This window comes from Streptomyces malaysiensis subsp. malaysiensis (assembly GCF_040653035.1).
Taxonomy (GTDB): domain Bacteria; phylum Actinomycetota; class Actinomycetes; order Streptomycetales; family Streptomycetaceae; genus Streptomyces; species Streptomyces malaysiensis.
Genome location: NZ_JBEZNG010000004.1, coordinates 1 through 19,505, shown reverse-complemented (window position 1 = coordinate 19,505; position 19,505 = coordinate 1). Strand labels below are relative to the sequence as shown.

The following is a 19,505-nucleotide window of genomic DNA, read 5'->3' as shown; positions in this document are numbered from 1 at the left end:
CCCTCGAGGACGGCCTGCGGTCGCTGGGCTTCGACGTGCGTACGGCGAACGACGCCGCCGGGGTCACGGCGGAGCTCGCCGCCGTCCCGGCGCATGAGCGGGTGGCCCTCGTGGACCCCCGGTTCGTCGGCCATGTCCATACCCTGCGGCTGGCCCTCACCGACCCCCGCTTCCCCGCGGCCGCGGTGCGCGGCGCGCTCAGCGTTCAGCCGGAGGCCCGTACGGCCCTGGCCCGCGCGGTGACGGCTGCCGCCGCCACGGCGCGGATCTCCGGGAGCGGAGGCGGGGCGCCCACCGTCGCCCCCGCTCGGGCCCTCGGCCCCGCCGAGAGCCCGGAGCGCGAGACCGCGCCGACAGGGGTGCCCGCCACCGTGCCCGGCCGGGCGGGGCAGGCGCGGCCGCCCCTCGGCTCGGCCCCGCGCCCCGGCGCGGACGCCGGGGGCGGCGACGCGGGCGCGGCTTCGAGTGCGGACGCCGCGGCACACGCATCGGGCGAGTACGCCGAAAGCCGGAGCCGGACGCGACCGTCCGGGACCGCCGCTGCCCCCGGCGCCCACTCCCGCGTGGACGACCTCGCCGCCGCCCTCGACGCCGAAGGCGTCCCCGTGCACCGGCCCGAGCTCGGTGTGCTCGTGGCCGCCGTGCCCGCGGACGCGCTGTCGCGGGCGAAGGCACAGGACGCCGTGGATGCGGTGGACGACGAGCGGGTGCGGCTGCGGTCCGCGGTGAAGTCGCGGGACGGCTTCTTCACGACCTTCTGCATCAGCCCGTACTCCCGCTATATCGCCCGCTGGTGCGCCCGGCGCGGGCTGACCCCCAACCAGGTCACCACCGCTTCCCTGCTCACCGCGCTCATCGCGGCGGCGTGCGCCGCCACCGGCACCCGGCCCGGGTTCGTCTCGGCCGGTGTGCTGCTGATCGCCTCGTTCGTGCTCGACTGCACCGACGGACAGCTGGCCCGCTACTCGCTCCAGTACTCCACGCTCGGCGCCTGGCTGGACGCCACGTTCGACCGGGCCAAGGAGTACGCCTACTACGCGGGCCTCGCCCTCGGCGCCGCCCGCGCCGACGGCGATGACGTCTGGGCGCTGGCGCTGGGCGCGATGGTGCTCCAGACCTGCCGCCATGTCGTGGACTTCGCCTTCAACGAGGCCAACCACGACGCCACCGGCAACACCAGCCCCACCGCCGCCCTCTCCGGCCGCCTGGACAGCGTCGGCTGGACGGTCTGGGTGCGCCGCATGATCGTGCTGCCGATCGGTGAGCGCTGGGCGATGATCGCCGTGCTGACGGCGTTCACCACCCCCCGTATCACCTTCTATGTGCTGCTCGTCGGCTGTGCGCTGGCCGCCTGCTACACCACCGCCGGCCGGGTGCTGCGCTCGCTGACCCGCCGGGCGGAGCGCACCGACCGGGCCGCCCACGCCCTCGCCGAGCTCGCGGACACCGGTCCGCTGGCCGAGCTGGTGGCCAAGGCCGCCCCCCGCGGGCCGAGTTCGTACCTCGCCCCGCTCTCCGCCGCCCTCGGGGCCGCGGCCGTCCTGGCCGGCACCGCGGCCGCCGGTTTCGGCTCCTGGGTGCCGGTCGGATGTGCGGTGCTCTACGCGGTCCTCGCGGGCGTCGCCGTCGCCGCGCCGCTCAAGGGCCCGCTCGACTGGCTGGTGCCGCCGCTCTTCCGCGCCGCCGAATACGGCGTCATCCTCATCCTTGCGGCTTGCTCGGAGGTGAACGGCGCCTTGCCGGCGGCTTTCGGGCTGATTGCGGCCGTCGCCTACCATCACTACGACACCGTGTACCGCATCCGGGGCGGCACGGGGGCGCCTCCGCACCTGCTGGTGCGGGCGATCGGCGGGCACGAGGGGCGGACGGTGGCGGTCACGGCCGCCGCTGCCCTGCTGCACCACCGGAACCAAGGTTTCACCATCGCGTTGACCGCTTTGGCGGCGGCCCTCGCGCTGGCGGTGCTCACCGAGAGCATCCGCTTCTGGGTGTCCTCAGGAGCACCCGCCGTACACGACGAAACAGGAGAACCCGCATGATCGGCCTCGTGCTCGCGGCCGGCGCCGGACGGCGTCTGCGCCCCTACACCGACACGCTTCCCAAGGCGCTGGTGCCGGTGGGACCCGAGGGGAAGGAAGACGAGACGACCGTCCTCGACCTGACCCTCGGCAACTTCGCGGAGATCGGTCTGACCGAGGTCGCCATCGTCGTCGGCTACCGCAAGGAGGCCGTGTACGAGCGCAAGGAGGCCCTGGAGCGGAAGTACGGCGTGAAGCTCACGCTGATCGACAACGACAAGGCCGAGGAGTGGAACAACGCCTATTCCCTGTGGTGCGCCCGTGACGCGATCCAGCACTCCGTGATCCTCGCCAACGGCGACACCGTGCACCCGGTCTCGGTCGAGAAGACCCTGCTGGCCGCGCGCGGCAACGGGCAGAAGATCATCCTCGCCCTGGACACCGTCAAGCAGCTCGCCGACGAGGAGATGAAGGTCGTCGCCGACCCCGACAAGGGCGTCCAGAAGATCACCAAGCTGATGGACCCGGCCGAGGCGACCGGTGAGTACATCGGCGTCACCCTCATCGAGGGCGAGGCCGCCGCCGACCTCGCGGACGCGCTGAAGACCACCTTCGAGCGCGACCCCGACCTCTACTACGAGGACGGCTACCAGGAGCTGGTCAACCGGGGCTTCAAGGTGGACGTGGCGCCGATCGGCGACGTCAAGTGGGTAGAGATCGACAACCACGACGATCTGGCGAAGGGCCGTGAAATCGCGTGCCTGTACTGACGAGGCTCATCCCCTCGCCGCTCGTCGTCGACATCCGCGCGGGCGCCCTGGACGATCTCGCGGGGGTCCTCGCCGACCAGCGGATCTCCGCCTCCGGCAAGCTGGCGATCGCCATCAGCGGCGGCTCCGGCGCCGTGCTGCGCGAGCGGCTGGCGCCCGCGCTGCCGGGCGCGAGCTGGTACGAGGTCGGCGGCGGCACCCTGGACGACGCGATCAAGCTCGCCGACCGCATGAAGTCGGGGCACTACGACGCGGTCGTGGGGCTGGGCGGCGGAAAGATCATCGACTGTGCGAAGTTCGCCGCGGCGCGCATCGGCCTTCCGCTGGTCGCCGTCGCCACCAACCTCTCGCACGACGGTCTGTGCTCCCCGGTCGCGACCCTCGACAACGACGCGGGCCGCGGCTCGTACGGGGTGCCCAACCCGATCGCCGTGGTCATCGACCTCGATGTGATCCGGGAGGCGCCGGTCCGCTTCGTCCGCTCCGGTATCGGCGACGCGCTGTCCAACGTCTCCGCGGTCGCCGACTGGGAGCTGTCCCACCGCGAGACCGGTGAACAGATCGACGGGCTCGCGGCCGCGATGGCGCGCCAGGCCGGCGAGGCCGTGCTGCGCCACCCCGGCGGGGTCGGCGACGACGGCTTCCTCCAGGTGCTGGCCGAGGGACTGGTGCTCACCGGCATCTCCATGTCGGTCGCGGGGGACTCCCGCCCGGCCTCCGGTGCCTGCCACGAGATCAACCACGCCTTCGACCTCCTCTTCCCCAAGCGCGCCGCCAGCCACGGCGAGCAGTGCGGTCTGGCCGCCGCCTTCGCGATGCGTCTGCGCGGGGCGCACGAGGAGTCGGAGCATATGGCCGAGGTGCTGCACCGGCACGGTCTGCCGGTGCTGCCCGAGGAGATCGGCTTCACCGTGGACGAGTTCGTCCAGGTCGTGGAGTTCGCTCCGAAGACGCGCCCCGGCCGCTACACGATCCTCGAGCACCTCGACCTGTCCACCGACGCGATCAGGGACGCATACGCCGACTATGCCAAAGCAGTCAGTCAAACCATCAGTGGCTGAACTCCGCCCGGTCGTCCACCCCGAAGGGGTGAAGGACCGGCGGAGCGGTGAACACTGGGCCGGGCGCCTGTACATGCGGGAGATCTCGCTGCGCTGCGACCGGTACCTGGTGAACACGCGGGTCACACCCAACCAGCTGACGTATCTGATGACCGTCTTCGGCGTCCTCGCCGCCCCGGCCCTGCTGGTGCCGGGGATCGCGGGCGCCGTGCTCGGGGTGCTGATGGTCCAGCTCTACCTGCTGCTGGACTGCGTGGACGGCGAGATAGCCCGGTGGAAGCAGCAGTTCTCGCTGGGCGGTGTGTATCTGGACCGGGTCGGCGCCTACCTGTGCGACGCCGCGGTGCTCGTCGGCTTCGGTCTGCGCGCCGCCGATCTGTGGGGCTCCGGGCGGATCGACTGGCTGTGGGCGTTCCTCGGCACCCTCGCCGCGCTCGGCGCCATCCTGATCAAGGCCGAGACCGACCTCGTCGGGGTCGCCCGGCACCAGGGCGGTCTGCCACCGGTCAAGGAGGCGGCCTCCGAGCCGCGCTCCTCCGGTGTGGCGCTGGCCCGCAGGGCGGCCGCGGCGCTGAAGTTCCACCGGCTGGTCCTCGGGATCGAGGCATCGCTGCTCATCCTCGTGCTGGCGGTCGTGGACCAGGTGCGCGGCGACCTGTTCTTCACCCGGCTGGGCGTGGCCGTACTGGCCGGTATCGCCCTGCTGCAAACCCTGCTTCACCTCGTGTCCATCCTCGCGTCGAGCAGGCTCAAGTGAGCATGAACACAATGAAGGTCGGAGCGGTCGTCCTGACGATGGGCAACCGTCCCGAGGAGCTGCGCGCACTCCTGGACTCGGTCGCCAAGCAGGACGGCGACCCGGTCGAGGCGGTCGTCGTGGGCAACGGCTCGCCGCTGCCACCGCTCCCCGAGGGCGTCCGGACCGTCGAGCTGCCGGAGAACGTGGGCATTCCCGCGGGGCGCAATGTCGGCATCGAGGCGTTCGGGCCCGGCGGGTCGGACGTCGATGTGCTGCTCTTCCTCGACGACGACGGGCTGCTGCCGGGCACCGACACGGCCGAGCTGTGCCGTGCGGCGTTCGCCGCCGATCCGGGGCTGGGCATCATCTCGTTCCGTATCGCCGACCCCGACACCGGTGTCACCCAGCGTCGCCATGTGCCCCGGCTGCGCGCCTCCGACCCGCTGCGGTCCTCCCGGGTGACCACCTTCCTCGGCGGTGCCAACGCGGTCCGTACCGCGGTGTTCCAGCAGGTCGGGGGGTTGCCGGACGACTTCTTCTACGCCCATGAGGAGACCGACCTGGCCTGGCGGGCGCTGGATGCCGGATGGATGATCGATTACCGGTCGGACATGGTGCTGCACCATCCGACCACCGCGCCGAGCAGGCACGCGGTCTACCACCGGATGGTGGCCCGCAACCGGGTCTGGCTGGCCCGGCGTAACCTTCCTGCGCTGCTCGTGCCCGTCTATCTGGGCGTCTGGCTGCTGCTCACACTGGCCAGGCGTCCCTCGAAAACCGCACTTCGGGCCTGGTTCGGAGGGTTCAGAGAAGGCTGGAAGACACCGTGTGGTCCACGTCGGCCCATGAAGTGGCGTACGGTATGGCGCCTGACCCGACTGGGCCGACCTCCTGTCATCTGACAAGCTCGTAACGAAGAGCATCGGGCGCGACCCGGGGCGCGGCCCCGCTCAGCGCACCCTGAAGACGAAAGTGTCAACTGTGAGCGAGACTACGCACGACGGTGCGGTAGCCGTGAGTGGCCCGCCATCAGCCGACGACGGCCTGTCCCCGGCCGAGCTGGCGCAGAAGTACGGGCTGTCGGTCAGTGGCGCCCGGGTGGGCCTTCGCGAGTACATCAATCAGATGTGGGGCCGGCGGCACTTCATCGTGGCCTTCTCGTCGGCCAAGCTCACTGCCCAGTACAGCCAGGCCAAGCTGGGGCAGGTGTGGCAGGTGGCGACCCCGCTGCTCAACGCGGCGGTGTACTTCTTCATCTTCGGCCTGCTGCTCAAGAGCAGCCGCGGTATGCCGAACGACATGTACATCCCGTTCCTGGTGACGGGGGTGTTCGTCTTCACCTTCACCCAGGCGTCCGCCATGGCGGGCGTACGGGCGATCTCCGGGAACCTCGGGCTGGTGCGGGCCCTGCACTTCCCCCGCGCCTCGCTCCCCATCTCGTTCTCGCTCCAGCAGCTCCAGCAGCTGCTGTTCTCGATGATCGTGCTGGTCGTCGTGTTGCTGGGATTCGGTCACTACCCGGCCTTCTCCTGGCTGCTGATCCTTCCCACGCTGGCGCTCCAGTTCGTCTTCAACACCGGGCTTTCGCTGATCATGGCTCGGCTGGGGGCCAAGACCCCGGACCTCGCCCAGCTGCTGCCCTTCATCCTCCGTACCTGGATGTACGCGTCCGGCGTGATGTTCCCGCTGGCCCGTACGCTGGAGCACGCCGGGGCGAGCAAGTGGATCTCGGACGCCATGCTGGGGAACCCGGCGGCCGTGTACATGGACCTGATGCGGTACGCGCTGATCGACGACTACACCGCGGCCAACCTGCCGCCGCATGTCTGGGCGCTGGCCCTGGGCTGGGCGGTTCTCTTCGGCGCCGGTGGCTTTGTGTACTTCTGGAAGGCAGAGGAGCAGTACGGCCGTGGCTGAGCAGACTCTCGACAAGGGTGCCAAGGCCGCTCAGGCGGAGCAGGCCGGCAAGGCCGAGCAGGCCGCCCAGGCGGCTTCCGCACGGTCGCGGGTGCCCACCGTCGTCGCCGACGACGTCCACATCGTCTACCGCGTCAACGGCGGCCCCAAGGGGAAGGGCAGCGCCACCGCCGCCCTCAGCCGCATCCTGCGCCGCAAGGGCGCCCCGGGGATGCGCGAGGTGCACGCCGTGCGCGGGGTCACCTTCGTGGCGTACAAGGGCGAGTCGATCGGTCTGATCGGGTCGAACGGCTCCGGTAAGTCCACGCTGCTCAAGGCCGTCGCGGGGCTGCTGCCCACCGAGCGCGGCAAGGTCTACACCGACGGCCAGCCGTCGCTGCTCGGGGTGAACGCGGCGCTGATGAACGACCTCACCGGTGAGCGGAACGTGATTCTCGGCGGTCTGGCCATGGGGATGTCCCGTGAGCAGATCCGGGATCGCTACCAGGACATCGTGGACTTCTCGGGCATCAACGAGAAGGGTGACTTCATCACCCTGCCCATGCGGACCTACTCCTCCGGTATGGCGGCCCGGCTGCGCTTCTCCATCGCCGCGGCCAAGGACCACGATGTGCTGATGATCGACGAGGCGCTGGCCACCGGTGACAGGAAGTTCCAGAAGCGCTCCGAGGCCCGTATCCGCGAACTCCGCCAGGAAGCCGGCACGGTCTTCCTCGTCAGCCACAACAACAAGTCCATCCGGGACACTTGCGACCGGGTGCTGTGGCTGGAGAAGGGCGAGCTGCTGATGGACGGTCCGACCGACGAGGTCATCAAGGCGTACGAGAAGGAGACCGGCAAGTAGCCGTTTCGCGAGCACCGGTCTCATAGACGACAGGGCCCCGCCGGACAACCCGGCGGGGCTTTGTCGTCCACCGAGAGGGCCGGGGGCTGTACCGGCTGGGCTCGGCCGCCCCGCAGCTCGGCCTCAAGGCCCTGGCCCACTCGCCCGCACCGGAGGCCGCCCATGCCCTGAGGATGCCGATGGGGTGATCTTCGCTCGACGTCACCGACGGGGAGTCCATGGCCACCGCGGTCGCCAAGGTCGAGGCGGAACACGGCGTGGTCGGGGCGCTGGTCAACAGCGCGGGCTACGCCATGTCGGGCTGTATCGAGGAAGCCTCCATGGCCGAGGTGCGCGAGCAGTTCGAGACCAATGTGTACGGTCTGGCCCGGCTCAGCCGGCTGGTGCTGCCCGGGATGCGCGCCCACGGCGGCGGCGCCATCGTCAACATCCCCTCCATCTTCGGCCGTTACGCCGTCCCCGGCTCGGGCTTCTACAACGCCACCAAGCACGCCGTGGAGGCGCTCAGCGACGCGCTGCGCAACGAGGTGGCCGACTTCGGGGTGCGGGTCGTCTGGTCGAGCCAGGACCGGTGCGCACCACCCGCTTCGGCGCCACCTACGTGGCCAATCTGCGGCCGGTGAGCCGGACGTACGAGAGCTTCCGCCGGGAGAGCGCCGAGTACTTCGAGGCGATCTACACCGGCAGCCGCCGCACCCTGGCGGGCAGCTTCGCCATCCAGCCCGACGATGTGGCCCGGAGGGTGGCGAGGGTGGTGGCCAAGGGCGTCCGCGGCGGCAGGGCGCGCGCCCGCTACCCCGTCGGTCAATCGCCGCCCACCCGGCGGGCCATCAAGGAGCGGCCGCGGATGGCGTATCTCCCGTTCGGCTCGGGGCCGGTGACCGCGTGTGAGCGCGGCACCGCCGTGCCCCGGCCGTCCCGGCGCACCGCCCCCGCCGAATCCGCCGCCTGCCCCACCGACCTTGAGGCCCCGCCGCCACCCGTCGGCGAGCGCCGCGCGTCCGTAGTCTGTCGCGCGGGCGGTACGGCTGGTAAAAATACCGTAAACGCCGTTCGGGGAGGGCGCGTTGGCGGATGCGCACAAGGTGATGATCATGGGCGTGGGCGCACTCTTCCGCCGCGCTCCGACAGCGGAAGCGGAATCGGAGTTCCCGGCCGAGTGAGATACCGCCGGCTTCCTTGATTTCATGCGTTCGCTCCGGCCCGGGATAGCGCGGCGAGAACGGTTGCGGATTGAACTGCTGACCGAATACAAACCGAACAGATGTGGTAATGGGCGCGGCCGTCGCCGGGGTTGGGGAGCCGCGGCGGGCAGGTGTTGTCGACGGGTCCTGACGCTTTTCGGGGAAAGCGTTCCTCGCCGTGATCCGGACGGGAATGCGGACGGTGTACGGGAGCTCTCGAAGGGCGCGGCCCGTGGGAACCGCCCGGCCCGGTCTTCTCGTGGGCGCCCTGCCGGGCCACCGCGAAAGTCCGCAGGCCGGGTGCCGGATATGGGAGACAAGGGCGATATCGCTCATCGGTATCCGCCCTTGCATCCGCCGCTTCCTATTCGGATGGGCCGGGCGGTGTGAGCGGAGATCGCCCCGGGTGAACCGCGCGGAGGTGCTCCCGCGTTGCGGCGGCATCCTCCGGCTGAGCCGCGGAAACCTCCGGTGGCCGAACGCCACGGCGCCGCCGGCCGCAATGCCATGACCCGTTTTCTCCGGGCGCTCGAGGCCCCCGCCGACGGGTCGAAGTGGAAAACCAGTGTCCCGACCGGTCGGTTTCCTTTCCGCCCCGCCCAAGTGGCGGGAACGGGACCTTTCCGCACCTCCGACGAGGCGCACAAGAAGTCGATCTCACCTCCGCTACGCCTGTTTACCGCAGAGCGGTACCGCGTATGGCGGTCAGCGGTTCCCCGGCCGCTTACCGGATCACTCGCGCGCATTCCTCCCGAATGAATGTCCGACGTATGCAGGCGCGCTCCCGCGCGCCCTCCGGTGACCCGGACGGTGGTCGCTGAGCCATCCGGCGGGGCATCCCGACGGATCTGTGGCAGGGTCGGGGAGCTAGCAGTTGAACCAGAGGCTCTGTCACCGCCGCTGTTCACTAAACGGAGGCGCTGTATCGTGTGCGTGTACGCCGGGTTGTCGAGCGGCGCAGCATCAGGGAGGGGGACGCGTGTCGCCAGGGGAAGCGCACGTCGCACCGTACTCACGGCGCGAGCGGCTGCGCATCGCGACCATCCGTGAAATCAAGGACGTCGCCCGGACGCTCCTGGTTCAGGAGGGCCCGGAAAATGTGACCATCCGGGCCATCGCGCGTGAGATGGGCATGACCGCGCCCGCCGTCTACCGCTACTTCAGCAGCCGGGACGCGCTGATCCTCCAGCTGCGTGTGGACATCTTCGAGGAGATGGCCCGTTTCATGCGCGGGGTCCTCGGCCAGCATCCCGAGGAGGAGCCGGGCCGCCGGTGGATCAGCGGTGCCCGGGCGCTGCGGGTCTGGGCGATCAAGCACCCCCATGAGTTCGGGCTGATCCTCGGCCCGTGGGCCCCGGGGCTCGGCCGTGAGGAGACCAAGCCGGAGCGCCATATGAGCTGGGTCTTCGGCTCGGTCTTCTCCGATCTGGTCGCCGATCTGTGGCGGGTGCGGGGCTTCCCCGCCCCGGAGGTCGAGGAGCTCGACCCCGGGCTCGCGCGCACGCTCACCGTGCTCAGCGAGGACCAGGACGTCGACATGCCCCCGGGAGCCATCGCCGTGATGCTCCGCTGCTGGGTGCGGCTGTACGGGGTGATCTCCATGGAGGCGCTCGGCCATATGTCCTTCGCGCTCTCCGAGGGCCAGCACTTCTTCGAGTTCGAGCTGCGCGATCTGTGCCGGGTGCTGGATATCTCCGAGTTCTACGAAGAGGTCGTCTGAGGTCACCCGAAAGCCCCCCGGAGACCGGTCCGGGGGCGTTCGCCGGTCACCCGCCCGGCGCCACTTCGGAGGTCACATCGGGGTATCGCCCCGTACACCTGTACACCGAGAGGCGTAAGCTGTGCCAATGCCTGTCCGGATCATGCCGGAGCCGGGCCCTTGTCCCCTGTTCGGGGGCTCGGGGCCGGAGTCCGTTGACAAGACGGAGCGGCGTGTCCGGATCGTGCCGACCCTGGTAACCGGTGTAGAACGGGGGATGTGACGGCATTGGCCACACGGCCCATCTCCAGCGCTCCCGCGGGGCCCGGTCGCCGGGACCCAGGTGGCGTCCTGGGTCTCGCCCGTACGCCTGGCTGTCCACGGTGAGCGTGGAGGACGAGCGCAGCGGGTCCTATACCACGTCGAGCAGCCGGAGCGGCGGGCAGGAAGCCGCCCGTGCCGTGCTCGACAAGGCCGCTCACGAGAACTTTCCCGTGGCTCCCTTCTTCCTCCCCCGCGCCTGGCGCACCGATCTGATGGCCGTCTACGGCTACGCCCGGCTGGTCGACGACATCGGCGACGGCGATCTGGCCCCCGGCGGCGCCGACGCCGAACTGCTCGGTCTCGACCGCGACCGGGCGGACGACGCGCTCGCGATGCTGGACGCGTTCGAGGCCGACCTCCACCGGGTCTTCCGGTCCGCCGGGGAGCCGCGCCATCCGCTGCTGCGGGCGCTGCGCCCCACCGTCCACCGCCATGGGCTCACCCCCGAGCCCTTCCTCGGCCTGATCGAGGCCAACCGCCAGGACCAGAGCGTCCGGCGGTACGCCACCTACCAGGATCTCCTCGGCTACTGCGAGCTGTCCGCCAACCCTGTCGGGCGGCTCGTCCTCGGCATCACCGGCACCACCAGCCCCGAGCGGATCCGCCACTCGGACGCCATCTGCACCGCCCTTCAGATCATCGAGCATGTGCAGGACGTGGCCGAGGACCTCCGCAGGGACCGCATCTACCTGCCCGCCGAGGACATGAAACGCTTCGGCGTGACCGAGGCCGACCTCGCCGCCCCCAGGGGCGGCGTACGGTTGCGCGCCCTGGTCGCGAAGGAGGCGGAACGCGCCGCGGCCCTGCTGAATGAAGGCACCCCCCTGGTGGGTAGCGTCCACGGCAGGCTCAAGGTGCTGCTCGCCGGATTCGTGGCCGGGGGGCGGGCCGCCTTGCGGGCGGTCGCGGCCGCGGGACATGACGTACTCCCTGGACCGCCCAGGCCCACCAAGCTCAGCCTGCTGCGCGAGGTGGGGGCGACACTGCGAAGAGAGGGGTGAGCCGGACCGTGAAGGGATCTCCGCACGCGTCCGCGCCAGTACTCGCGGCGTACCGCTACTGCGAGGCCGTGACCGGCCACCAGGCCCGCAACTTCGCCTACGGCATCAGGCTGTTGCCGACGGAGAAGCGCCATGCGATGTCGGCCCTGTACGCCTTCTCCCGCCGGGTCGACGACATCGGGGACGGCCCCCTCGACCCGGAGGAAAAGCGCACCCGGCTGGCGGACACCCGTGCCCTGCTGGACCGGATGCGGAGCGGCGGGATCGAGGAGGACGACACCGACCCGGTCGCCGTCGCCGTCTCCCATGCCGCGCACCGCTTCCCGATCCCGCTGGACGCGCTGGACGAGCTGATCGACGGCGTGCTGATGGACGTGGCCGGGCAGACCTACGAGACCTGGGACGACCTCAAGGTCTACTGCCGCTGTGTGGCGGGCGCCATCGGACGGCTGTCGCTCGGGGTCTTCGGCACCGCCCCCGGCACCGGCCACAGCGAGGACGAGCTCGAGCGCGCCCCGTACTACGCCGACACCCTCGGGCTCGCCCTTCAGCTGACCAACATCCTCCGGGACGTCCGCGAGGACGCCGCCACCGGGCGCACCTATCTGCCCGCCGACGACCTGGCCAAATTCGGCTGCGCCACCGCGTTCCGCAGCTCCACCGCACCGCCCGACGCCGATTTCACCGGTCTGGTCCACTTCGAGGTGCGCCGGGCCAGGGCCCTGTTCGCCGAGGGCTTCCGGCTGCTGCCGCTGCTGGACCGGCGCAGCGGGGCGTGTGTGTCCGCCATGGCGGGCATCTACCGCAGACTCCTGGACCGGATCGCCAAGGACCCCGCGGCCGTCCTGCGCGGCCGCGTCTCGCTGCCCGGACATGAGAAGGCGTATGTGGCGGTGCGCGGGCTGGCCGGTCTCGACGCCCGCGCCGTCGAGCGCCGCGGCACCGGGAGGGCGGTGTGACCCACTCGGCCCTGGACCCCGCCCCGCCCGCCGGGCCACGCCCCCGCGGGCGCGCCGCGCTGGTGATCGGCGGCGGGCTCGCCGGTACGGCGGCGGCGCTCGCGCTGGCCGACGCCGGGCTCCGGGTCACCCTGATCGAGGGGCGTCCCCGGCTGGGGGGCCTCGCCTTCTCCTTCCACCGCTCCTCCCCGGCGGGCGTGCTGAGCGTCGACAACGGCCAGCATGTGTACCTGCGCTGCTGCGACGCCTACCAGTGGTTCCTGGAGCGGGTCGGCGCCGCCCGACTCGCCCCGCTCCAGGGCCGGTTGGACGTCCCCGTCCTGGACGCCCGGGGGCGGAGCGGGCGGCGGCTCGGCCGGCTGCGCCGCACATCCCTGCCGGTGCCGCTCCATCTGTCCGCGAGCCTGGCCACCTACCCCCATCTCTCCCTCGCCGAGCGCGCCCAGGTGGGCCGCGCCGCGCTCGCCCTGGGGCGGCTCGACCCCCGGGACCCGGAGCTGGACGGGGTGGACTTCGCCGGCTGGCTGCGCCGCCACGGCCAGTCGCCGCGCGCCGTCGAGGCGCTGTGGGACCTGGTCGGCGTGGCCACGCTCAACGCCACCGCCTCCAACGCCTCGCTCGGCCTGGCCGCGATGGTCTTCAAGACCGGGCTGCTCTCCCGGCCCGGCGCCGCCGACATCGGCTGGGCCCGCGCCCCGCTCGGCCAGCTGCACCACACCCACGCCCGCCGCGCCCTGGACGCGGCGGGCGTGACGACCGAGCTGCGCACCCGGGTGACCGGCGTCACCCGCACCCCCGAGGGCCGCTGGAGCGCCGCCACCGCCGGGCGGCCGGCGGACGGCTCGCCGGTCGAGGCGGACGTTCTCGTGCTGGCCGTACCGCAGCGCGAGGCGCACGCCCTGCTGCCCGACGGCGCCCTGAAGGACCCCGGCCGGCTGCTGCGCATCGGCTCCGCGCCCATCCTCAATCTGCATGTGATCTACGACCGCACGGTGCTGCGCCGTCCGTTCTTCGCCGCGATCGGCTCGCCCGTCCAGTGGGTCTTCGACCGTACGGACGCCTCGGGGCTGAGGGACGCGCCCGGGGCCGGGGACAGCCAGTACCTGGCGGTGTCGCAGTCCGCCGCGTACGACGACATCGACCGCCCGGTGGCCGAGCTGCGCGCCCGCTATCTGCCCGAGCTGGAGCGGCTGCTTCCGATCGCCCGCGGTGCCCGGGTGCGGGACTTCTTCGTCACCCGGGAGCGCACCGCCACCTTCGCACCCGTCCCCGGCGTCGGCCTCCTGCGGCCCTCCGCCCCGACCGACGCGCCCGGCCTCTACCTGGCCGGTGCGTGGACCGCCACCGGCTGGCCCGCGACCATGGAGGGCGCCGTGCGCAGCGGTCTTTCCGCAGCCCGCACCGCCCTCACCGACCTCGGCCGCCCACATGTGAACCCTCTCCCCGCCCTCGGCGGGGGGACGCCCAAGGAGGTGGCATGAGCACCACCACCAAAAACAGAGGAGAGACCGTGACCTCGGCGACCCCAGCTGCCGACACCGCAGGCGTCATGCCGCTGCTGGAGCGCGGCCGCACGCTCGCCACGCCGGTGCTGCGCGCCGCCGTGCACCGGTTGGCTCCGCCCATGAACACCGTCGCCGCGTACCACTTCGGCTGGATCGACGCCGAGGGCAACCCGGCGGAGGGCGACGGCGGCAAGGCCGTGCGCCCCGCGCTCGCCCTGCTGTCCGCCGAGGCGGCGGGCGCCGCCCCCGAGGCCGGGGTGCCCGGCGCGGTCGCGGTCGAGCTGGTGCACAACTTCTCGCTGCTCCACGACGACCTGATGGACGGGGACGAGCAGCGCCGCCACCGCAACACGGTGTGGAAGGAGCACGGCCCGGCCCAGGCCATCCTGGTCGGTGACGCCCTGTTCGCCCTGGCCAACGAGATACTGCTGGAGATCGGCACCGTGGAGGCCGGACGGGCCACCCGCCGGCTCACCGCGGCGACCCGGAAACTGATCGACGGCCAGGCCCAGGACATCTCCTTCGAACACCGCGAGCGGGTCACCGTCGAGGAGTGCCTGGAGATGGAGGGCAACAAGACCGGTGCCCTGCTCGCCTGCGCGGCCTCCATCGGCGCCGTGCTCGGCGGCGCCGACGACCGCACCGCCGACATCCTGGAGCGCTACGGCCACCACCTGGGCCTCGCCTTCCAGGCCGTCGACGACCTGCTCGGCATCTGGGGCAACCCGGAGGCCACCGGCAAGCGGACCTGGAGCGATCTGCGCCAGCGCAAGAAGTCCCTGCCGGTGGTCGCCGCGCTCGCCGCAGGCGGCCCCGACTCCGAGCGCCTGGCCCAGATCCTCGCGGCCGACGCGCGCAAGCCGGAGGAGGAGTTCGCGGACTTCTCGGAGGAAGAATTCGCCGTCCGCGCCGCGTTGATCGAACAAGCGGGTGGCCGGGACTGGACCTCTCAGGAGGCCCGCAGACAGCATGCGACCGCCATGGAGGCGCTGGGCTCGGTGGACATGCCCGCCGAGATCCGGGCCCGGTTCGTGGCGCTCGCCGACTTCGTCGTCGTACGAAAGAGATGATCGCCATGGACCGCTAGTTCGCGTTCGCAGTCGCCGGCCGGCACCCAGCCGGGGTGTCGGCCGACGGAAGCCCCAAAGACGGCAGATGAACACACTGCGAGGGGAAGCCATGACAGCGACACCGACCGTCCAACCCTCCGAGTCATCCGAGTCCAAGACCTTGAGCGTCGCCCGCGAGGCGACGGCCCGCGCGGTGGAGCACCTGCTGTCCCGCCAGGACGAGCGCGGCTGGTGGAAGGGCGACCTGGAGACCAACGTCACCATGGACGCCGAGGATCTGATGCTCCGGCAGTTCCTCGGCATCCAGGACCCCGACACCCTCGACGCCGCCGCCCGCTATCTGCGCTCCCAGCAGGCCCCCGACGGCACCTGGGCCACCTTCCACGGCGGCCCGCCCGAGCTCTCCACCACCATCGAGGCGTATGTCGCCCTGCGGCTGGCCGGCGACGAGCCCGACGCGCCCCATATGACCGCCGCCTCCGCCTGGGTGCGCTCCCGGGGCGGCGTCGCGGCCAGCAGGGTGTTCACCCGGATCTGGCTGGCCCTCTTCGGCTGGTGGCGCTGGGAGGACCTGCCCGAGCTGCCACCGGAGATCATCTACTTCCCGAAGTGGTTTCCGCTCAACATCTACGACTTCGGCTGCTGGGCCCGGCAGACCATCGTGCCCCTCACCGTCGTCTCGGCCAAACGCCCCGTGCGCCCGGCCCCCTTCCCCCTCGACGAGCTCCACACCGACCCCCGCAAGCCCAATCCGCCGCTTCCGCAGGCCCCCATCGCCACCTGGGACGGCGTCTTCCAGCGGCTGGACCGGGCGCTGCACGCCTACCACAAGGTCGCCCTCCGCCCGCTGCGCCGGTCCGCGCTGCGCTCCTGCGCCCGCTGGATCGTGGAGCGGCAGGAGAACGACGGCTGCTGGGGCGGTATCCAGCCACCCGCCGTCTACTCCGTCATCGCCCTCCATCTGCTCGGCTACGACCTCGACCACCCCGTGATGCGCGCCGGTCTGGAGTCGCTCGACCGGTTCGCGGTGTGGCGCGAGGACGGCAGCCGGATGATCGAAGCCTGTCAGTCCCCGGTCTGGGACACCTGTCTGGCCGCCATCGCGCTCGCCGACGGCGGACTCGCCCCGGACCATCCGGCGCTGGTCAAGGCCGCCGACTGGATGATGGCCGAGCAGATCGACCGGCCCGGCGACTGGTCGGTCCGGCGGCCGGGGCTGCCCTCCGGCGGCTGGGCGTTCGAATTCCACAACGACAACTACCCCGATATCGACGACACCGCCGAGGTCATCCTGGCGCTGCGCCGGGTCGACCACCCCGAGCCCGCGCGGATCGAGGCGGCCGTGCGGCGCGCCATGCGCTGGACCCTGGGCATGCAGTCCAAGAACGGGGCGTGGGGCGCGTTCGACGTCGACAACACCAGCCCGCTGCCCAACAAGCTGCCGTTCTGCGACTTCGGCGAGGTCGTGGACCCGCCGTCGGCCGATGTCACCGCGCATGTCGTGGAGATGCTCGCGCACGAGGGCAGGACGTACGACGCCCGCACCCGGCGCGGTATCTCCTGGCTGCTGTCCGAGCAGGAGCCGAGCGGCGCCTGGTTCGGCCGCTGGGGCACCAACTACGTCTACGGCACCGGCTCGGTCGTCCCCGCGCTGATCTCCGCGGGCGTCCCCGCCTCCCATCCGGCGGTCCGCCGGGCCGTCCGCTGGCTGGAGAGCGTTCAGAACGAGGACGGCGGCTGGGGCGAGGACCAGCGCTCCTACCTCGACGCCGAGTGGATGGGCCGGGGCGCCTCCACCGCCTCCCAGACCGCGTGGGCGCTGCTCGCGCTGCTCGCGGCGGGGGAGCGGGGCGGCGCGGCCGTCGAGCGCGGGGTCACCTGGCTCGCCGAGACCCAGCGGGAGGACGGCTCCTGGGACGAGCCGTACTTCACCGGCACCGGTTTCCCCTGGGACTTCTCCATCAACTACCACCTGTACCGTCAGGTCTTCCCGGTCACGGCACTCGGCCGGTTTGTCCACGGCGAGCCCACCGGGGCGCGACCGCGGAGCAGTTGATGTCCGCCGATCCGGCCCCGGAGGCCGGTGGTGCGCCGCTGCTGATCGCCTGCGCGCTCGGCATCGAGCGGTTCGCCCTGCGCGGCGCCGGCCCCGGCGCCGCCGGGGAGGTGACCGTGGTGCGCACCGGTATGGGGCCGCAGTCTGCCGAGCGCGCCGTGACCCGGGCGCTGACCGCCGGGTCCGGCGGGTCCGGGGAGTGGCGCACCGCCGTCATCGCCACCGGCTTCTGCGCCGGGCTGGCCCCCGGGATGCACCCGGGGGACCTCGTCGTCGCCGACGAGACCCGCGATCCGGCGGGCCGCACCGTGTGCACCGGCACCCGGATCCTCGCCGACGCCCTGTCACGGCCGCTTCCGGGCGGCCCCCGCCGTGCCGTGCACATCGGCCCGGTCGTGGGCTCCGACCATGTGGTGCGCGGTGCGGAGCGGACCGCGCTGCACCGCACCGGAGCCATCGCGGTGGACATGGAGTCCGCCGCGACCCTGCGCACCGCCGTCGGCCACGGCGTCCGTCCGGTTGCGGCCGTCCGGGTGGTCGTGGACGCTCCTGAACATGAACTCGTCCGAATTGGCACCCTGCGCGGTGGAATATCGGCTTTCCGGGTTCTACGAACCGTTCTTCCCGCTTTCTTTCACTGGCACCGTTCTTCGCTGCTCCCAGGAGGTGAGCTAGATGGCCATGCCTCTCCGCCAGACCATCCGGGTCGCGACGTATCTCTTTGAACAGAAGATGATCAAACGGCGGGACAAGTTCCCGCTGATCGTCGAGCTCGAACCGCTCTTCGCGTGCAATCTCAAATGCGAGGGCTGTGGAAAGATCCAGCATCCGGCCGGGGTCCTCAAGCAGCGCATGCCGGTCGCCCAGGCGGTGGGCGCGGTGCTGGAGTCGGGTGCCCCGATGGTGTCCATCGCGGGCGGCGAACCCCTGATGCATCCACAGATCGACGAGATCGCACGGCAGCTGGTGGAGCGGAAGAAGTATGTCTTCCTCTGCACCAACGCGATGCTGTTGCGGAAGAAGATGCATCTGTTCACCCCCTCCCCGTACTTCGCCTTCGCGGTGCACATCGACGGGCTGCGGGAACGGCATGACGAATCGGTCGCGAAGGAGGGGGTGTTCGACGAGGCGGTGGAGGCCATCAAGGAGGCCAAGCGGCGCGGCTTCCGGGTCACCACCAACTCCACCTTCTTCAATACCGACACCCCCCAGACCATCGTGGACGTCCTCGACTTCCTCAATGACGAGCTCGAGGTGGACGAGATGATGATCTCGCCCGCCTACGCCTATGAGAAGGCGCCCGACCAGGAGCACTTCCTGGGCGTGGAGCAGACCCGCGAGCTGTTCCGGAAGGCGTTCGCCGGAGGCAACCGCCGCCGATGGCGGCTCAACCACAGCCCGCTCTTCCTCGACTTCCTCGAAGGCAAGACGGACTTCCCGTGCACCGCCTGGGGCATTCCCAACTACTCCCTCTTCGGCTGGCAGCGACCCTGCTACCTGATGAGCGACGGCTATGTCCCGACCTACCGCCAGCTGGTCGAGGAGACCGACTGGGACAAGTACGGCCGCGGCAAGGACCCGCGCTGTGACAACTGCATGGCCCACTGCGGCTATGAGCCCACCGCGGTCCTGGCGACCATGGGCTCCCTCAAGGAGTCGCTGCGCGCCGCCCGAGAAACCGCCGCCGGAAGCAAAAGGTGACTCGATGAGTTCAGCGGAACCAATCGCACTCGGCCTGCCCGCCATGCCGGACAGGCCGCTCGCGCCGCGCCGGGTCTCGCGCCGGATCCAGGTGGGGTCGGTGGCCGTGGGTGGCGACGCTCCGGTCTCGGTGCAGTCGATGACCACGACGGTGACGGCGGATGTCGGTGCGACGTTGCAGCAGATCGCGGAGTTGACGGCGTCGGGGTGCCAGATTGTGCGGGTGGCGTGTCCTTCGCAGGATGATGCGGATGCGTTGCCGGTGATCGCGAAGAAGTCGCAGATTCCGGTCATTGCCGACATTCATTTTCAGCCGAAGTATGTGTTTGCGGCGATTGATGCCGGGTGTGCGGCGGTGCGGGTGAATCCGGGGAACATCCGGCAGTTCGATGACAAGGTCAGGGAGATCGCGCGGGCGGCGTCGGATGCGGGTGTGCCGATTCGTATCGGGGTGAACGCGGGGTCGTTGGACAGGCGGTTGCTGGAGAAGTATGGGAAGGCGACTCCGGAGGCGTTGGTGGAGTCGGCGTTGTGGGAGTGCTCGCTGTTCGAGGAGCATGGTTTCCGGGATATCAAGATCTCGGTGAAGCACAACGATCCGGTGGTGATGGTCAATGCGTACCGTCAGTTGGCGGCGCAGTGTGATTACCCGTTGCA

17 protein-coding genes are annotated in these 19,505 nt (G+C 71.0%); all 17 read left to right on the top strand.

Features of this window, described 5'->3' with window-relative positions:
* Nucleotides 1–35: 35 nt before the first annotated feature.
* Nucleotides 36–2,039 carry a DUF5941 domain-containing protein gene (locus tag AB0E24_RS09630; protein WP_435865257.1) on the top strand — a complete coding sequence of 668 codons (2,004 nt, stop codon included), beginning with the start codon at nucleotides 36–38 and terminating at the stop codon, nucleotides 2,037–2,039.
* A complete protein-coding gene (locus tag AB0E24_RS09625) occupies nucleotides 2,036–2,788 on the top strand; it encodes a phosphocholine cytidylyltransferase family protein (protein ID WP_069872403.1) in 753 nt (250 codons plus the stop codon). Before AB0E24_RS09630 ends, AB0E24_RS09625 begins: the two co-directional genes overlap by 4 nt.
* On the top strand, nucleotides 2,776–3,849 hold the full coding sequence (locus AB0E24_RS09620; RefSeq protein ID WP_069872399.1) for an iron-containing alcohol dehydrogenase family protein: 1,074 nt from the start codon (nucleotides 2,776–2,778) through the stop codon (nucleotides 3,847–3,849). Before AB0E24_RS09625 ends, AB0E24_RS09620 begins: the two co-directional genes overlap by 13 nt.
* Nucleotides 3,815–4,606 (top strand): CDP-alcohol phosphatidyltransferase family protein, encoded by a 792-nt coding sequence (locus AB0E24_RS09615; protein ID WP_079153687.1) that lies wholly within the window; start codon nucleotides 3,815–3,817, stop codon nucleotides 4,604–4,606. Before AB0E24_RS09620 ends, AB0E24_RS09615 begins: the two co-directional genes overlap by 35 nt.
* A gap of 11 nt (nucleotides 4,607–4,617) precedes the next feature.
* The gene (locus AB0E24_RS09610; protein WP_069872392.1) at nucleotides 4,618–5,490 is read left to right on the top strand and encodes a glycosyltransferase family 2 protein; all 873 of its coding nucleotides are present in this window, start codon (nucleotides 4,618–4,620) and stop codon (nucleotides 5,488–5,490) included.
* Between the two features lie 79 nt (nucleotides 5,491–5,569).
* A complete protein-coding gene (locus AB0E24_RS09605; protein WP_079153686.1) occupies nucleotides 5,570–6,505 on the top strand; it encodes an ABC transporter permease in 936 nt (311 codons plus the stop codon).
* Nucleotides 6,498–7,349 (top strand): ABC transporter ATP-binding protein, encoded by an 852-nt coding sequence (locus tag AB0E24_RS09600; RefSeq protein ID WP_069872388.1) that lies wholly within the window; start codon nucleotides 6,498–6,500, stop codon nucleotides 7,347–7,349. The genes AB0E24_RS09605 and AB0E24_RS09600 overlap by 8 nt, the downstream gene beginning before the upstream one ends.
* 218 nt (nucleotides 7,350–7,567) lie before the next feature.
* Complete coding sequence (locus AB0E24_RS09595; protein WP_359375842.1) at nucleotides 7,568–7,972, top strand: SDR family NAD(P)-dependent oxidoreductase; 405 nt, start codon at nucleotides 7,568–7,570, stop codon at nucleotides 7,970–7,972.
* Between the two features lie 1,540 nt (nucleotides 7,973–9,512).
* Nucleotides 9,513–10,253, top strand: coding sequence for a TetR/AcrR family transcriptional regulator (locus AB0E24_RS09590; protein ID WP_069872380.1), 741 nt, complete (start codon nucleotides 9,513–9,515; stop codon nucleotides 10,251–10,253).
* Nucleotides 10,254–10,693: 440 nt separating this feature from the next.
* The gene (hpnC, locus tag AB0E24_RS09585) at nucleotides 10,694–11,557 is read left to right on the top strand and encodes a squalene synthase HpnC (RefSeq protein ID WP_359376336.1); all 864 of its coding nucleotides are present in this window, start codon (nucleotides 10,694–10,696) and stop codon (nucleotides 11,555–11,557) included.
* Nucleotides 11,554–12,516: a presqualene diphosphate synthase HpnD gene (gene hpnD, locus AB0E24_RS09580; protein ID WP_370685127.1), complete on the top strand. Its 963-nt coding sequence runs from the start codon at nucleotides 11,554–11,556 to the stop codon at nucleotides 12,514–12,516. Before hpnC ends, hpnD begins: the two co-directional genes overlap by 4 nt.
* Nucleotides 12,513–13,997 carry a hydroxysqualene dehydroxylase HpnE gene (gene hpnE, locus AB0E24_RS09575; protein WP_359375839.1) on the top strand — a complete coding sequence of 495 codons (1,485 nt, stop codon included), beginning with the start codon at nucleotides 12,513–12,515 and terminating at the stop codon, nucleotides 13,995–13,997. The genes hpnD and hpnE overlap by 4 nt, the downstream gene beginning before the upstream one ends.
* On the top strand, nucleotides 13,994–15,091 hold the full coding sequence (locus AB0E24_RS09570; RefSeq protein ID WP_069872375.1) for a polyprenyl synthetase family protein: 1,098 nt from the start codon (nucleotides 13,994–13,996) through the stop codon (nucleotides 15,089–15,091). The genes hpnE and AB0E24_RS09570 overlap by 4 nt, the downstream gene beginning before the upstream one ends.
* Nucleotides 15,092–15,200: 109 nt before the next feature.
* Nucleotides 15,201–17,147, top strand: a complete 1,947-nt coding sequence (gene shc / locus AB0E24_RS09565; protein ID WP_359375836.1) for a squalene--hopene cyclase — start codon at nucleotides 15,201–15,203, stop codon at nucleotides 17,145–17,147.
* Nucleotides 17,147–17,872, top strand: coding sequence for a phosphorylase family protein (locus AB0E24_RS09560; protein WP_069872371.1), 726 nt, complete (start codon nucleotides 17,147–17,149; stop codon nucleotides 17,870–17,872). The genes shc and AB0E24_RS09560 overlap by 1 nt, the downstream gene beginning before the upstream one ends.
* Nucleotides 17,823–18,848 carry an adenosyl-hopene transferase HpnH gene (hpnH, locus tag AB0E24_RS09555; RefSeq protein ID WP_069872368.1) on the top strand — a complete coding sequence of 342 codons (1,026 nt, stop codon included), beginning with the start codon at nucleotides 17,823–17,825 and terminating at the stop codon, nucleotides 18,846–18,848. Before AB0E24_RS09560 ends, hpnH begins: the two co-directional genes overlap by 50 nt.
* Nucleotides 18,849–18,852: 4 nt before the next feature.
* The coding region (locus AB0E24_RS09550; protein WP_359375833.1) for a flavodoxin-dependent (E)-4-hydroxy-3-methylbut-2-enyl-diphosphate synthase at nucleotides 18,853–19,505 on the top strand (653 nt) is incomplete at its 3' end.

Excerpts from the sequence above, each read along its gene's own strand:
- AB0E24_RS09625 (WP_069872403.1), top strand. The coding sequence starts at position 2,036 with ATGATCGGCCTCGTGCTCGCGGCCGGCGCCGGACGGCGTCTGCGCCCC.
- AB0E24_RS09615 (WP_079153687.1), top strand. The coding sequence starts at position 3,815 with ATGCCAAAGCAGTCAGTCAAACCATCAGTGGCTGAACTCCGCCCGGTC.
- AB0E24_RS09610 (WP_069872392.1), top strand. The coding sequence starts at position 4,618 with ATGAAGGTCGGAGCGGTCGTCCTGACGATGGGCAACCGTCCCGAGGAG.
- AB0E24_RS09595 (WP_359375842.1), top strand. The coding sequence starts at position 7,568 with ATGGCCACCGCGGTCGCCAAGGTCGAGGCGGAACACGGCGTGGTCGGG.
- AB0E24_RS09570 (WP_069872375.1), top strand. The coding sequence starts at position 13,994 with ATGAGCACCACCACCAAAAACAGAGGAGAGACCGTGACCTCGGCGACC.
- shc (WP_359375836.1), top strand. The coding sequence starts at position 15,201 with ATGACAGCGACACCGACCGTCCAACCCTCCGAGTCATCCGAGTCCAAG.
- AB0E24_RS09560 (WP_069872371.1), top strand. The coding sequence starts at position 17,147 with ATGTCCGCCGATCCGGCCCCGGAGGCCGGTGGTGCGCCGCTGCTGATC.
- hpnH (WP_069872368.1), top strand. The coding sequence starts at position 17,823 with ATGGCCATGCCTCTCCGCCAGACCATCCGGGTCGCGACGTATCTCTTT.